Source organism: Leptotrichia sp. HMT-225 (assembly GCF_030644325.1).
Taxonomy (GTDB): Bacteria; Fusobacteriota; Fusobacteriia; order Fusobacteriales; family Leptotrichiaceae; genus Leptotrichia; species Leptotrichia massiliensis.
The window spans coordinates 1,431,237-1,448,289 of the sequence record NZ_CP130323.1 but is presented as its reverse complement, the minus strand read 5'-3'; the positions used below and the strand labels follow the sequence as shown (position 1 = coordinate 1,448,289).

General features: G+C 33.1%; 4 protein-coding genes. All 4 read left to right on the top strand.

The features are described from left to right. Positions 1–89 precede the first annotated feature (89 nt). On the top strand, positions 90–7,259 hold the full coding sequence (locus QU666_RS07100; protein WP_304984792.1) for an autotransporter-associated N-terminal domain-containing protein: 7,170 nt from the start codon (positions 90–92) through the stop codon (positions 7,257–7,259). A 333-nt stretch (positions 7,260–7,592) separates the two neighbouring features. Beyond that, positions 7,593–14,756, top strand: coding sequence for an autotransporter-associated N-terminal domain-containing protein (locus tag QU666_RS07095; RefSeq protein WP_304984791.1), 7,164 nt, complete (start codon positions 7,593–7,595; stop codon positions 14,754–14,756). A 517-nt stretch (positions 14,757–15,273) separates the two neighbouring features. Then, positions 15,274–16,347 carry a methionine ABC transporter ATP-binding protein gene (locus QU666_RS07090; protein WP_021768098.1) on the top strand — a complete coding sequence of 358 codons (1,074 nt, stop codon included), beginning with the start codon at positions 15,274–15,276 and terminating at the stop codon, positions 16,345–16,347. Further along, positions 16,347–17,030, top strand: coding sequence for a methionine ABC transporter permease (locus QU666_RS07085; protein WP_021768097.1), 684 nt, complete (start codon positions 16,347–16,349; stop codon positions 17,028–17,030). Before QU666_RS07090 ends, QU666_RS07085 begins: the two co-directional genes overlap by 1 nt. Positions 17,031–17,053: the final 23 nt, after the last annotated feature.

The following is a 17,053-nucleotide window of genomic DNA, read 5'->3' as shown; positions in this document are numbered from 1 at the left end:
GTATAATAACAAGGTAAGTTATAAATTTAAATCACATAATAATTTTGAGGTTGATTTTTTAGTCGTTTAGTATACTAAAAGGTTTAAAAATGAAAGGGATAAAGAATATGACAAATAATTTACAAAAAATTAAGCAAGACCTATGTTCATTTGCAAAAAGAGCAAAAGATTTTAAATATACAGATTCTGCATTGTTTATGTTTTTATTAACAGGATTTGTTATGACAAGAAATAATCTATTTTCGTCAGCGACAAATAAAGATATCGAGATTCAAAAAGAAGAAGTGTCTACATCAATTAAAAATATACATCAGAATTTTAGTGAAATAAGAAAACAAAATGATAAATTAATAAAAGATGCAAATTTAGAAATAATTCAGTTAATGGAACAAGGAGATTATGTAATAAAGAGTCCTTGGAGTAGTTGGCAATATGGTTTAAATTATTTTTACAATAATTGGGATGGATCTTATAAAGGCCGTGGAGATAAGAAGGCAAAATATCCTTATGAAGGTGTATACAAAAGAGGTGAATGGTGGGAAAGAAATGTCTCGCCTTATGGGGATTCGTATAAAAGATTACTTGCTAATAGTGGACTTCATTCAGATCCTAGTTCATCACTTAGCAATAGAAGAAATGAACTTGAATACGGTTTAGTTGGAACAGTTCCTGTACCAGATGCAGGAGTACCATTTATAATTGAACCTGTTATAAACATAAATACTCCAACATTGCCTAATTTAAATATAAATCCCACAATAATACAGCCAAATGTAACTTTTTCAATTCCGTCAGTAAAAACAATTAGCTTTGATGAAATAAAAGTAAATAAACTTGAACCTAATGTATTTGAACCACCAGCTTTGAATGAAGTATCTACAGGATTTGCACAAGGTCAGGAAATAGGATTAAATACGAATCAGAATTATATTGTTTCTAATAGTACAGTTAATTTAATAGATGATGTTAATATAAAAATACAAGACACAGGATACTCTGGAACAGGTCAGTTTAGCTGGGATGGACATAGTGATAATAGAAGTAGAACCAACAGACCTGCTGACGGAGGAGTCCATGGAACAACTTCATCGGCATATAGTTATTTACACACACCAAATACGATAGTTCCAAGTGAATATTCACAAAGTGCAACGAGTCCTGGATTAGGATTTCTAGATGATTCAATCACAAGAACAGATAGAAAATTCCCTATAAATACAAACTGGAGACCTGTGACAGACCCTCATTATGAAAGAAGGAATGCTTCATCTCAACAAGTGTTTTTAAATGTCTTAACTGATGGTTATAATTTAGGAGGAGCAGGAAAAACTTTAACATTTGAAAATCATACTAGTGAGCCTTTGACTAATAATTCAAATAGGCTAGAAAGAACAAACACGTTAAGGGTAATAAGTGTAAACCATGCGTATGGAAGCGTGAACAGGACAGTTGAATTTAATCTTGAGGCAGACTTGAAAATTTCAGGAAGAGATGGATATTTAGATAAGATGCTTACTCCGAATCCTAAAAATTCAGGGCATTCTCCGCATATGACAATTGGTATAGAACATCAGGCCTATGGATCAATAGCGGCAAGAGCCATAAATAAAGGGACTATGACTTTAGAAAAAATAAGTGCAAAAACTGGTGGACTTGCAAGTAATGTTGTGGGTATGACTGCAATGGTCGAAGACTATGGTGATTACGGACATAGATTAAGCCCAGATGATCCTAATGCAAATGCTGGAATACCTAATGGATGGTATCTAAAAGACGGAGATTCTGACGCATCTCCAACTCCTGTTACAAGTCCAAAATGGAAATACAGAAGGCAGGCTCCTTGGGAATCTACTCTTGAAAATAGAGGTACAATAAAAGTAGATGCAATCGACAGTATCGGTATGGATTTTGCTGAATATACTTTTAGGGCAGATATCGCAGGAACAAGCTATAAATCAGATAATATATCTGGACCGATTCCAAATCCTAGAGGAAATATTCCTGCTTATAACAACAAAGGTTCATTAAATATTTATGCAAGAGTTGGAGATATTGAATTGAACAGTGAAGATCCAGATGCTTCCGTAAATGCAGTATATTCTGGAATACAAGGAAGTTATGGATTAAGAGTGCCAAATATTTTCAAAACAGCTGACAATTCACAAGTTTACTATGATGAAACAGTAATTGACGGTACTTTGAACAGTCCGACGTCAAAAGGTATTGTTGTAAATGGAAGTCATAACGTTGGAGTTTCTATTTCAAAATTAATAACAGGCTCTGAAAGAGTGCGTCAATATCAATCTGGAGGAATACCAGGATTAACGCCAGCCGATGGTGCAAAGCCTTATTTAGTAGCAAGAGCAAATACAGACCCTATTGGAAATATATACAATCTTAATATAGTTGTAAACGGTACTGAAAATGTTGGATTGCTTAGAAAATCTGATTATATGCAAGGAAGCAAATATGATATTGGTGGATTTATGCCAGGACTGGCAAGATCAAAAAATGATTTTGTAATAACGGATTCACATATTAATTCAATAGATTTTACGAAAGATGCTAAAGGTGGAGCACTATTCAGAACAGATAAATATGGAATTGATTTAGCAAAAACTAATTTTACTGTAACAGCAATGGAAAACAGAAATAAGGATGCCAATGACAATGATTTATACAATATTGTAATGCTAGCAAATGGAAGTATAAATAGTGTTGTTGCAGGGGCACCCGCTGAGGACAATCTTGATGCGAATAAGCCTGTAAAAGTAAAAAATACTGCTGCAATAACAATAGGAAGCACAGCTAATACTGGATACAATATGCTTGGAATGATGGCATATAAAGGTGGAGAATTTGAAAATGATGCAGATATTACTTTAAATACAAAAAATTCAATTGGACTGGTTATAGAAGGAGAAGCTGAAAGAAGCGGAGTAAAAAAAGAAAGTAAAGGGGAAAGTACAAGCAGCACTATAAAAGTAACTGGAGATGGATCTATTGCTGTTTATAACAATGGAAGAACTTATGCAATGACAGGTGGAGAAATTAATATTTCAGGAAAGAAAAATGTGGGAGTGTATGCAGCGGGAGTTCCGACATATGATCATTTGGGCAATATAACTGGTTATTCAAACCTTGCTACGACAACATTAAATAACGGTACATTGAAGGTTTCAGGGAAAGGCTCAGTTGGATTATATGCTAATGGTGGTTCTGACATAAAGCTGAATAATATGACAAATATGGAAGTAGAGGAAAATGCACTATTATTTTATGGTATAAAACATAATACGGATTATTCTCAATTGGAACTTGTAGGAAATAATACTGTAACTATAAAAAACGGTGGGTATGCCTTTTACTTTAAAAATGAAAATTTACTTGACCGTCTGGTAAAAACTGGAAGTACAGGTAAAATATACTTAACTTTGGAAGATGGAGCAACATTGAGCGTTATTGAAGGAGATGGAGTAACGCCTTTATTACTAACAAATGTTTCGCCTGTATCCGCAAATAATACTGGAGATTATGAAATTGAACCAGGAATTGTTATAAGAGGCACTTCTGGAGATTACACAACAACAAAATCAACTAAAGTAAATCTTCAGATGGATATGGATGCAAACTTGGATGACAAAAATGACAGATACTTAAATTCTGAATTTGTATCTTCAAGTGTTACTTTAAGAGCTGGAAAAACAATAAGTGGTTCAGGAGTATTAACAACTGCTGATGTCAATGCTGAAAAAGTTAAAAAATCAAAAGTTGCCATTGCTCAGACAAATTCAGAAGATTTAAGAAATAAAGTCAAACTTACGAATGATGGTACTATTAACCTGACTGGAACTGGAATGGCTGGAATTGTAGGGCAATTTGCAGAAATATATAACAATAGCATCTTAAAAACAACTGGACAAGATTCAACTGCAATAATAGGTTCAAATGGTGCTTTGGCACAAAATGGTGCTGCTGGTACTATAGAAATTGGAAATGGTGGAGTTGGAATAGCAGGAATAAATTATCTTGGAGTTACAGATATACCTAGAGGGACACCTCCAACAAACGGAAACAGAGGAATAGATATTGTAAATAAAGGAAGTATAAAATCAGTAGGAAATGGAGCGGCTATAGGAATATTAGCTGTGGATGATGAAAGTCAAAATATTGTTGGAGCATTTGGTCCTAATTCGATTTTATTAGATAGCGGATCTTCAATAGATGTATCTTCTGGAACAGGTGGAATTGGAGTATATTCTCAAATCAAAAATCGTTCAACAAAAACTGGGTTAATCACAGATAATGGTTCAACAATTAAAATAGGAACTAACGGAGTAGGTATCTATGCAGATGGAACTGTTATAAGTGCAACTAATGGTGGAATTATAGAAACTGTAAATGGAGCAACTGGAAAAGGAATATATACAAATGAATCTGTTACTTCAAATAAAACTATAAAATTATTAGGAGATAAGTCGATAGGAATACATGTATATGGCAATTCACCAGTAAATATAACTAATAGTGGAGATATAACTGTAGGGAACTCTCTTGATAAAAATAATCCAAGTATTGCAATCTATGCTCCAAATGCAGGAAGTATTAATCATTTGGGTGGAACAATAACTCTTGGAAATAAATCTTTAGGATTATATTCAGAGAACGGAACAGTAACATCTTCTGCTCCGATATTAGTAGGAAATGAAGGATTAGGGATATATAAAAAATCTGGAACTGCAACATTGAATGGTAAAATGGAAGTAGGAAATTCAGCTGTAGGAGTATTTGGAGATAACAATGCAACTATTGTAAATAATTCTTCAGATATGAACATAGGAGACAGTTCATTTGGATTTGCAATTTTAGGTAATGGAGTCAATAATTATATAGGAAATCCAGGATCAGCAATAAATCTTGGGACAGAAAGTGTATATCTTTACAAAGCAGGACCTCTTGGAACACTGACAAGTGAAACATCTGTAAATCTAAAAGCAGGAGCTGGAAGAAGCACAGGATTTTATGCTGTAAATGGTGGGACAATAACTAACAGAGGACAAGTGAATTTTGCGAACGGAGTTGGAAGTGTAGGAGCTTATTCTGAAAGTTCTGGTACAGTTTACAATGAAGGAACAATAACAGTAGGTGGCTCAGACATTCTACAAAATTATTACTCAATCGGTATGGCATCAAAAAATGGCGGTAAAATTGTAAATAATGCAGGAAGTACGATAAATGTGACAGGTACTTATGGTATAGGGATGTTTGCCGATGGTGCAGGATCAAGAGCCGAAAATTATGGAACAATAAATTTAGAGTCTGCTGGAGAATTTAGAGGTGCTTATGGAATGTATATAAATAACCATGCAACAGGGTATGTTGGACCTTCTGGAGTTATAAAATCTGGAAGATATGGTTCAAATACAGATAAGAGCGACTTGATAGGAATAGCAGTATTAAATGGTGCAACACTTGAAAATCATGGAATAATCGATATAGACGCAAGAAATTCTTATGGAATATATATAAGAAATGGTATTATAAAAAATTATGGAACTATTAATATTTCTGGAACAGGTTCAATAGGATTAAGATATAAGAATGCAACTGATGAAAATGGTAATCCTCTGAATCCCACAGATATACAGAATGCAGTAAATTTAGGAAATGGAGCGACTGCACACAGAGAAGATCCAAATATTAACAATAATGTTGGAACATCAGCAGGAAGTACGAGAATATCGCCTACTGGAGTGGTAACTATTAATGGAAATATTGTATCTGTTCATGATTTAACTTCAGAAATAAGTCCATTAACAGGAAATTATGGATTCTCAAATGTAGGAATTTACGTAGACACATTGGGAAGAACAAATCCAATTAACTGGGTAGACGGTTTTAATCCTAGTTTAGAAAATGATTTGATAATAGGGGCAGAAGCAGCAGAATTGTCAACAAGTAAAGCAATTAAAATAGGTAGAAATGTATTGGGACCTTATATAACACCATATATGCAAATGTCAGGACCGACACCACAAATATTAAATGCAATATCTGGATCCCTTACTTGGAATGTAAAACCACTAGCTGGACCAAGTGGCTATCCTGAAGAAGCGATAATGGCAAAAATTCCATATACTGATTTTGTTCTTAAAACAGAAAATGCTTGGAACTTTACTGATGGACTTGAACAAAGATACGGTGTAGAAGGTATTGGAACAAGAGAAAAATTGTTATTTAACAAATTGAATAGCATAGGTAAAAATGAACAATCGCTGTTAACACAAGCTTTTGATGAAATGATGGGACATCAATATGGAAATACTCAGCAAAGAATTAATTCAACTGGAAGTATGCTGGACAAGGAATTTAAACATCTAAAAAAAGATTGGAGAAATCCGTCTAAACAAAATAATAAGATTAAAGTATTTGGTATGAGAGATGAATATAAATCAGATACAGCGGGAATCATAGATTATACAAGTAATTCTTACGGATTTGCGTATGTTCACGAAGATGAAAGAATTAAGATGGGTAATTCAAGTGGATGGTATGCAGGAGCTGTAACAAATAGATTTAAGTTTAAAGATATTGGAAAATCAAAAGAGAATCAGACTATGCTTAAAGCGGGAGTATTTAAGACAATGTCACCGAAAAAAGATTATAACGGAGCATTACAATGGACAATTGGCGGGGATGTATTTGCAGGTTTAAACAATATGCAACGTAGATATTTGGTAGTAGATGAAATATTCCAAGCAAAATCTAGTTATCATTCTTATGGAGCGGCAGTTAAGACAGATTTAGGATATGACATAAGAATGAGCGAGAGAACACATTTGCGTCCTTACGGAGCATTAAAGATGGAATATGGAAGATTCAACAATATCAAGGAAGATAACGGGGAAATGAGACTAGAAGTAAAAGGCAATGACTATTTCTCAGTAAAACCGGAAGTTGGTGTTGAATTTAAATATGTACAGCCGCTAGCGGTAAGAACAAATTTATCAGTAGGATTGACAGCATCTTATGAGAATGAACTAGGAAAAGTTGGAGAAGTAAACAATAAAGGAAGAGTAAGATATACGACGGCAGACTGGTTTAAGATAAGAGGGGAAAAGGATGATAGACGAGGAAGTGGTAAATTTGACTTAAATATAGGAGTAGACAATACAAGATTTGGAGTGACAGTAAATGGAGGATATGACACTAAAGGTAATAATGTAAGAGGTGGAATAGGATTTAGAGCTATTTACTAAGTTTGATAAAAAAATTTAAACAAGAAGTTTAAATATAATTTTATAAAAATAATTTTAATTTATTTCTGTAATTTAAATAAGCAATAGTATTTCTATATTTTAAATATATTATAAGAAATATGTTTGATTATGAAATAAAAAATAAAAATATTTTTAAAATTGTATTGATTTATCTTATTGTTTTTGTTAGAATAAAAAAAATAGCATATTATTTTATATCTGTAACATATAAGAAGTACAAAAAAAATAATAAATTTAATCTAAATATTAATTTTTTGAATTAATTTTTTAGTCACTAGGTACATTAAAATATAAAAAGAAAGGAATAAAAAAATGACAAATAATTTACAAAAAGTTAAGCAGGATTTATGTTCATTAGCAAAAAGAACAAAAGATTTTAAATATACAGATTCTGCATTGTTTATGTTTTTGCTGACAGGACTTGTTATGGTAAGAAATAACTTGTTTTCGACAACAGCAAATAAAGAGATTAAAACTCAAAAAGAAGAAATATCTACATCAATTAAAAATATACATCAGAAATTTAAAGAGACAAGAAGAGAAAATGATAAATTGTTAAAAGATGCGAATTTAGAATTAATTCAATTAATGGAGCAAGGAGACCATGTAGTAAAATCTCCATGGAGTTCATGGCAGTATGGGATGAACTACTTTAATAATAATTGGAATGGAACATATAAAGGACGTGGAGATAAGAAAGAGAAATATCCTTATGAAGGCATATTCCAGAGAAGTGAAGATGCGTTTGAAAGATATACTTCACCTTTAAGTTCAAAATATAAAGAGCTACCAACTTCAAAAAATCCATATTCTGCATCTTCAACTGCAAGATTGGGATTATCAAACAAAGGATATGGAATTTCAAGTACTTCACCTAGACAGGAGCCATTATCCACATTAAATGTAGACGCTTCAATAAGACCAAAAGATGTGTCTAGAGATCCTGTGGATGCACCAAGAGTATCTGTACCTGTACCGCAGTTAAGTGCGATTGGTGTGCCAAACTTATTGCCGCCTTCATTGAATATACCAACACCTGCTACACCGACAATAAGTCTAAACTTACCAACACCAAATACAAATCCATTTACGGATTTCTGTTTTACATGTGGAACTCAAAATGGAGTACACCAAGTTGATAATGCTAAGGCTTTTAACGATGCGCAGCATAACAGTTCTGATGGAAATGATCCTGATAAAAAGCCTAACTGGACGGATGGAGGAAATAATAAATTCTGGACAGGATATAATCCGGTTACAGGTTTATTAACTCCAAATTCTGGAACAAATGGAAATATAAGAAATTTTTCCTATTCAAGTGGAAGTAGAACTAACTGGGCTCCAAGAACTGCAGCAGCATTATACTTTAATAAGTCTTACGATGAAAGAGCAAGAGCTAATACAGCTCTAGGATTATCAGCTGCAAATATGAAAAAGCCTAAACCTGATCCAGTAGGATTTGAAGCAAAAAATATTGAAGTATATGTTGCTGGGAATGTATCAGATAATGCCGGAAATAATGCAGGGAAAACCAATGGTAATCATGATGGTGCAATAGGAATACATACAGTTTGGGATGGAACACTTTCAAATATTAAAGGGCATCTATATGGAAGAGCAAATTTCCTTTCAATAGAGACTTGGCATTCAGGTAGATTACAATTTAATAATGTATCGATAAATATTGAAAGAGATGATAGCAAAGGGATAAAAGCAAATGAGAACACTTTATTCTATATCTATCCAGCAACTTATGATACAATAGCTTCTCATAACTACTGGGCAGGAGCACCAAAGCAACGTGGAGGATTTATTGGAAAAGTTGATGCAAAAATTACGTCAAATAAAAACATTGTATACTCTGTACTTGGGGCTCAAGGTTCGTTTGAAATAACTAGTACAGGTAAATACGAGTTAGAAGGAGCAGATAATATTGTTTATTCTGGATTGGGATATTCTCCTAACTTTAATAATTTAAAAGGTAGTGGAATAGTTCAAGATTTATACAACACTGGTTTAACTCCTTCATTAAAACTTGATAAAGCGCCAGAATCTTATGGTGATGGAAATGTTGTAATGTTATTCAATAATAGAATTAGTTTAGCTGGAAAAGCATTTTATGATTCTCCTACTAACAGTTCAAATCAATATATATCAAACGATGGAAATGGACCTGTTAGAAAAGCCAATTGGGAAAAATCAGGAGTTGGAATATATCAAGGGGAAATAAGAGCAAAAGCTATTATTGGTAATCAATTAAATATGGCAAATTCCGGAACTCAAACAGCGGCCGGAAATACAACTACTATAAGAAATGGTGGTATTGAAACAGAAAGAACAGGTGATGCCAACTATGTTGAAAATAATATAGGAATATACGCAAGATCTGGTCAAAGAGGAAAAGAAACAATTAATGGGCAGGTAGCTGAAATTAAGCCTTCACAAGATTTAGGAGCTATAGATGCTGCAAGAGGAACAGACTTTAATAGAGATGAAGTTCATTCTTTACAAGTTAATGATATTGATATCAGTTTTGGTAAATATGCTAAAAATGGTATTATGATGGTTTCAGAAAATGGAACTGTTTTAGATGCAGCTATGAGTACTAATAAACATGAGGGTAGCGATACAACAACTGTACCTATAATGACAGGAGATATTAAAGATTACGGGACAGCAAATCTTAATGGAAAAATTTCATATAATGATGCTAGTAATGAGGCTGCAACTGGAACAATAATAGCTTATTCAGATGGAAAATGGCAAAATAGCGTTCACGGAATGATTTCGAATGAAGCTAAAAGGTTTGAAGGAAAGCCTAGTGAAATTAATATAGGACGTAATGTTGTTCTTACTGGAAGATATAAAAAGTTTGCTGATGGAACAGAGTCTACTCCAGTAGCTTATGTAGCTAAAAATGGCGGAGAAATCACTGCTCATGAAAAAACTTCAGCAAAAGGTTTTGGAGGATTACTGGCTTATGCCGAAGCAGGAGGAAAAGTAACATTAAAGAAAGAAGCTGAATCAGTAAGCGAATGGGCTAAGAAGGATGAAGAAACAAAGCCTTATCTGTATGAAAATATTGGAGGATATGCTAAAGGTGCAGGTTCAACTGTTACATTTGAAGAAAATCTGAAAATTAACGGTATGGCAGGTTTTGCTGATGGAACAGGAGCAGTTGTAAACTTGAATAAAAATGCAAATAAAGTACAGACAGGTAAAGGTGGAGCACTGGTAGCCCTTAATGGAGGAGTAGTTAATTTTGGTGGTGGAGATATCTACCATGAAACAAATGTAACAACTAACAGTGTTGGAACTACTAATCAAGGTGATAATGCAGGGAATCATGCACAATCAACACCATTTTTTGCAGGAGCTAACTCAAAGGTAAACTTTACAGGTACTACGACAATAAATATGTCAGATGGTATTTTAAAAGCAGGAGAAACTTCTGACTATACTGCGGCGGCAGGAACAGCTACTAAATATAACGGTATGCAAAATGTTAGTGTTAAACTTACTGGAGACAATGTAGTTTTAGCTGCATATGATGGAAATACAACAAACTGGACTGGATCATCTGCAGGATCATCACAGGTTATGACTGAAATGAAAATAAATCCTTCCAATTTTAATTCTAACGGGAAAAAGTATAAAATATTCTATATTAATGGAATATTCAATTTAAATACTAACCTAGATTTAGATGATGCAACTAATGAATTTAACAAGAGTCTTGGTTTATCAAATGAAAAATTTAATATAGCAAATGGAATGACAGTAAGCTCTCTTACAGGTAAAGGGCTTGTTATGGGATCAAACACCAGTGCAACTGATAATACAAGCAACTTGTATAACAATGAAGGAACTGTTGATATAAAAGGCGGAAATGTAGCGTCAACAACTGCGTTAAATGTAAGTTATGGAACAATTCATAATAAAAATCTGATAAATGTTGACAAAGGTATTGGTGCCTATGGAATAAATGGAAGTAAACTGATAAATGATCAGAATGCCAATATAAATATAACTGGCGAAGGTGTAGGAATGGCGGCATTTACTTCAGGAACTTCTTTACAGGATTATGGAACAGATAAAAATATTGCTAACGGTACATTAGGTACAGCAAAAACATTAGAAATATTAAATAAAGGAACGCTTACTGTAAACGGAGATACTTCAGTAGGAATTTATGGTAAAACTGATAAGATAGCAGGTGCTCATGCAAGTACAAATATAACTAGAGCAAACGGGCTTATCAGTAACGAAGGAAAAATTATTATGACAGGAAATAAAGCTGTTGGAATTGTATCTAACGGATTAGGTAATACTGTCACATTGAATGGAACAGGAAGTTCTGACATAGTAATTCAAGGTACAGAAGGAATTGGAGTATATGCTGAAAATTCAGATGTTAACTTACTGACAAATTACGGAATAGAAGTTAAAGATAAAGGAACAGGAATATTTATAAAAGATGGAAGTAATGTGAGTGCAGGAACACTTGAACTGAAATATAGCGGATCAAATACTGAAACAGGAGTAGGATTGTTTTATGACAATGCATCTGGAACAGTTAAGACAAATAATACAAATGTAAATCTTGTCGATACAGTTGGAACAACAGGAGGCGTTGTAGGACTATATGTAAAAGGAAATGGCGGACTTCTGACAAATAATGGAAACGTATTAGGAGACAGGGGTTATGGATTAATTACAGAAGGAACAGAACTTGTAAATGCAGGTATAATTACATTGAATAACCCTGTTGATGCAGCAACTAAGAAACCAAGTGTAGGAATTTATACAAAAGCAACTGATAAAATAACAAATAACGGAACAATAACAGTGGGAGATAATTCAGTTGGAATATATGGACATGCAGTTGATAATAACGGAACAATAAATACTGGTGCAGGTGGTACAGGTATATATAGTTCAGGTGGAGATGTAAATCTTAATTCTGGAAGCATAAATGTAGGTACTGAAAAAGCTGCGGCAGTCTATACAAATGGAAGCGGTCAAACTGTAAGAGCACATTCTGGAAGCAATTTATCAATAGGAGATAATTCGTTTGGATTTATCAACGAATCAAAAACAAGTGGAACAGGAAATAAAATTATAAGTGATATTTCAAGTATAAGTAATCTTGGCAATGAAACAGTTTACATATATTCAGCAGATGCTAGAGCAGGTGCAGAAGTAATTAATAATACAAACTTAACTTCTACAGGTTCATATAACTATGGATTGTATTCAGCTGGAAAAGTAACAAACAATGCAGATATAAACTTTGGAAGCGGATTTGGAAATGTTGGAATATATAGTACTCATGGAGGAGAAGCAACAAATGCTGCAGGAAAGAATATTACAGTAGGCGCTTCGTTTATAGATGATAGCAATCCATTGAATAATAGATATGCAGTTGGAATGGCTGCAGGATTTACTCCAACACAAAGTGAAATTGCTGCAGGTAAAAGAGCTTATACAGGAAATATTATAAATAATGGGACTATTAATGTGACAGGTCCATCTAGTATAGGGATGTATGGAACAGGTCAAGGAACAAAAGTAATTAATGCAGCAGGAGCAACGATAAATCTAAATGCAAGTAATACTACAGGAATGTATTTAGATAACGGAGCATACGGATACAACTACGGAACAATCAGATCAAATGGAACTGGACTTGAAAAAGTGGTTGGAGTGGTTGTTAAGAATGGTTCAACAATTGAAAATCATGGAGACATAATTTTAGATGCAAAATCTGCAGTTGGAATACTTGCTAAAGGAGATATTGCAGGAAATAACCTTGGAATAATCAAAAACTATAAAACGATGATTATACAAGGTGAAGGTTCTATAGATGAAAAAGCAGATGGAAATCAAAGCAGCCTTGGAAAAGGATTGATGGGAGTATCAATAGAAGTACCTAAGGGTTCAAGTGTAGGAACAATAACAGTAAATGGAAATCCTGTAGTGCCTACGATTGCTACTTCATCAGCTGAAGAATACAAGGCAATGCAGACTTCTACAATAGGAATGTATATAGATACTTCGAGCAAGAGATTTACTAATCCTATTCAAGGATTAAGCACATTAAGCGGCTTAACTAAAGCGGATCTTATTATAGGTGCCGAAGCAGCAGAAAATACTACAAGCAAATATATTCAACTAGATAAGAAAATACTAGACCCATACAATGAAATGATAAAACAAAATCCTCAAATAAAAGACTGGAATATCTATTCAGGATCATTGACTTGGATGGCAACAGTTGCACAAAATCAAACAGATGGAACAATAGAAAATGCATATATGGCTAAAATTCCTTATACTTTCTGGGCTGGAAAAGAACCTAATCCTGTAGAAGTTACAGATACATATAACTTCTTAGATGGACTTGAACAAAGATACGGTGTAGAAGGACTTGGAACAAGAGAAAAAACTTTATTTGATAAAATAAGCGGTATAGGAAATAATGAACAGGTTCTATTCTTCCAGGCAACAGATGAAATGATGGGACATCAATATGGAAACACTCAGCAAAGAATTAATTCAACTGGAAGTATGCTTGACAAGGAATTTAAACATCTAAAAAAAGATTGGAGAAATCCGTCTAAACAAAATAATAAGATTAAAGTATTTGGTATGAGAGATGAATACAACACTGATACAGCAGGAATCATCAACTATACAAGCAATGCCTATGGTGTAGCTTATGTTCATGAAGATGAAAAGATTAAGATGGGTAACTCAAGCGGATGGTATGCAGGAGCAGTAACAAATAGATTTAAGTTCAAGGATATTGGAAGCTCAAGAGAAGATCAGACAATACTTAAAGCAGGAGTATTTAAAACTATGTCACCAAAAGGAGACCATAATGGAGCATTGCAATGGACAATTGGTGGAGATGCATTTGTAGGTATTAATGCAATGAAACGTAGATACTTGGTTGTAGATGAAGTGTTCCAGGCTAAATCAGACTATCATTCTTATGGAGCGGCAGTTAAGACAGATTTAGGATATGACATTAGAATGAGTGAAAGAACACATTTACGTCCATATGGAGCGTTGAAGATGGAATATGGTAAATTCAACGATATCAAAGAGGATAGAGGGGAAATGAGACTGGAAGTAAAAGGAAACGACTACTTCTCAGTTAAGCCTGAAGTTGGAATGGAATTCAGATATGTACAGCCACTTGCAGTAAGAACAAACTTAACAGTAGGAGTAACAGCTGCGTATGAAAATGAGCTAGGAAAAGTTGGAGATGTGAACAATAAGGGAAGAGTAAGATATACGACAGCAGACTGGTTTGGAATCAGAGGAGAAAAAGAGGACAGACGAGGGAATGGTAAGTTTGACTTAAATATCGGAGTGGATAACACAAGATTCGGAGTTACAGTAAATGGAGGATATGACACTAAAGGTAAGAACGTAAGAGCAGGAATAGGATTCAGAGCTATTTACTAGAATAATAATAAAAGAAGTAATACATATTTGAGTGAAAAACTTAGATAAAAAAATTAAGGACAGTAAGACTTTAGTTTTGCTGTTCTTTTTTATAAAATAAAAATATAGTGCTCATATGAAACATAAAAATTGCGAATATTTTACTTAAATTCTAGTTTTCTACTATTTTTTTATTCTAAAAATAAATTTACTAAAAAGTTTTTTAGTAAATGATTAAAGCCTAATATTCTAAAATAATTTGAATACAGTTTTTGTTTTTTAAACAAGTTTTAGTATAAAATATTGTAAAAATTATAAATTTAAATTTGTATCTAAATTTTGGTATTGTATAGTTTTATAATACTTAGTATATTTAAAAAAATTTTTTGTAAAGAAATAAAACTTGTATATACAATATAAAAATGATATAATATGAAAAAGTATTTTAAAAATAGTTGACTTTTAAAGTAAGAAATAATATAATCTTTTTGACCACAAATTTAAAGATAAAGCAAAATTAATGAAAAAGAGGTGAAATATGGATAGTTTAATTAAGATAAGAAACTTGGTAAAAAAGTATAAGCTTAATAATGGACAGGAACTAGTGGCTGTAAATAATGTGAACCTTGATATTGAACAGGGGGATATTTACGGAATTATGGGTCTTAGTGGAGCTGGGAAGTCTACGCTTATACGTCTTCTTAATAGACTGGAAGAGCCTACTTCGGGAGAAATTTTTGTAAAACATGAAGTTATTGATAAAAAAGGAAAGAAAAGTCTTGGATATGAAGATAAAAATATTTTGAATTTTAATGTGAGAATGTTACGGGAATATAGAAAAAAGACAGGGATGATCTTTCAACATTTTAATTTGCTAAATTCACGAAATGTTGCTGGAAATGTGGCTTTTCCGTTAGAAATTGCAAGATGGAAAAAAAGGGATATTAATAAAAGAGTAGACGAATTGCTGGAAATCGTAGGGCTTTCTGATAAAAAGCTGAATTATCCTGAACAGCTTTCAGGAGGACAGAAACAGCGTGTCGCAATAGCAAGAGCATTGGCGAACAATCCGCAGTTACTTCTGTCAGATGAGGCAACATCGGCACTTGATCCTAGAACAACTAATTCTATTTTAGAACTTTTGAAAGATATAAATCAGAAGTTTGGAATAACAATAATTTTAATAACGCATCAGATGGAAGTTATAAAGAAAATTTGTAATAAGGCTGCAATCATGTCGGATGGAGAAATTATTGAAAAAGGGGAAACAAAGGAAATTTTCTTGAATCCTAAGACAGAATTAGCAAAAGAATTTGTACAAAATATTTCACACGAAGAATTTAGGACAGAGGAAGAAATAAAAAATCGTGAAGAAAATACAGGAAAATTACGATTAAGATTGAAGTATAATGAAGAGAAGGTAAACGAATCATATATCACCCAGATAATTCGTAAATATGACGTTGAAGTTAATATTTTAGGTGGATTTATTGACAAAGTGGGTGATATTATTGTAGGAAATTTACTGGTAGAGATTTCGGCAAATGAAGAAAAAGCTAAAGATATTATTGAATGGCTGAAAGAAAATAAAATAGATTCGGAGGTGGTATAATGAGATTTGACTGGATCAAGTTTTTACAATTTCAAAATATGGCTATACCTCTTTGGGAAACAATATATATGGTATTTATTTCCACAGTTATATCATTAATTATCGGACTTCCAATTGGAATTTTACTTGTTACATCTGATGAAAAGGGAGTTAAACCAAATAAAACTATTCATAAGATACTAGATATGATTATTGTAAACATTACAAGATCAATTCCATTTATAATTTTAATGGTTTTATTAATACCGCTTTCACGGATGCTTGTTCACAAATCTTATGGAAGTGTTGCTTTCATTGTTCCACTTTCGCTAGGTTCTGCACCATTTGTGGCAAGAATTATTGAAGGGGCCTTAAAGGAAGTAAATGATGGGCTTATTGAAGCTTCAAAATCAATGGGAGCGACTGCATCTGAAATTATTTTTAAAGTAATGATTCCAGAAGCCTTGCCTGCACTTGTTCATGGAATGACATTGACATTGATTAGTTTAATTGGATATTCTGCAATGGCTGGAACAATCGGTGGTGGTGGACTTGGAAATGCCGCTGTAATTGACGGTTACCAAAGATCTAAGCCCGAAGTGATGTGGCAGGCGACAATTGTTATAATTGTGCTTGTACAAATCGTACAGTTTATTGGAAACAGCATTGTAAAAATGTTGATGAATAAGAGAAAAAGAGTTTAATAAAAAGGTTGTAAAATAAATTA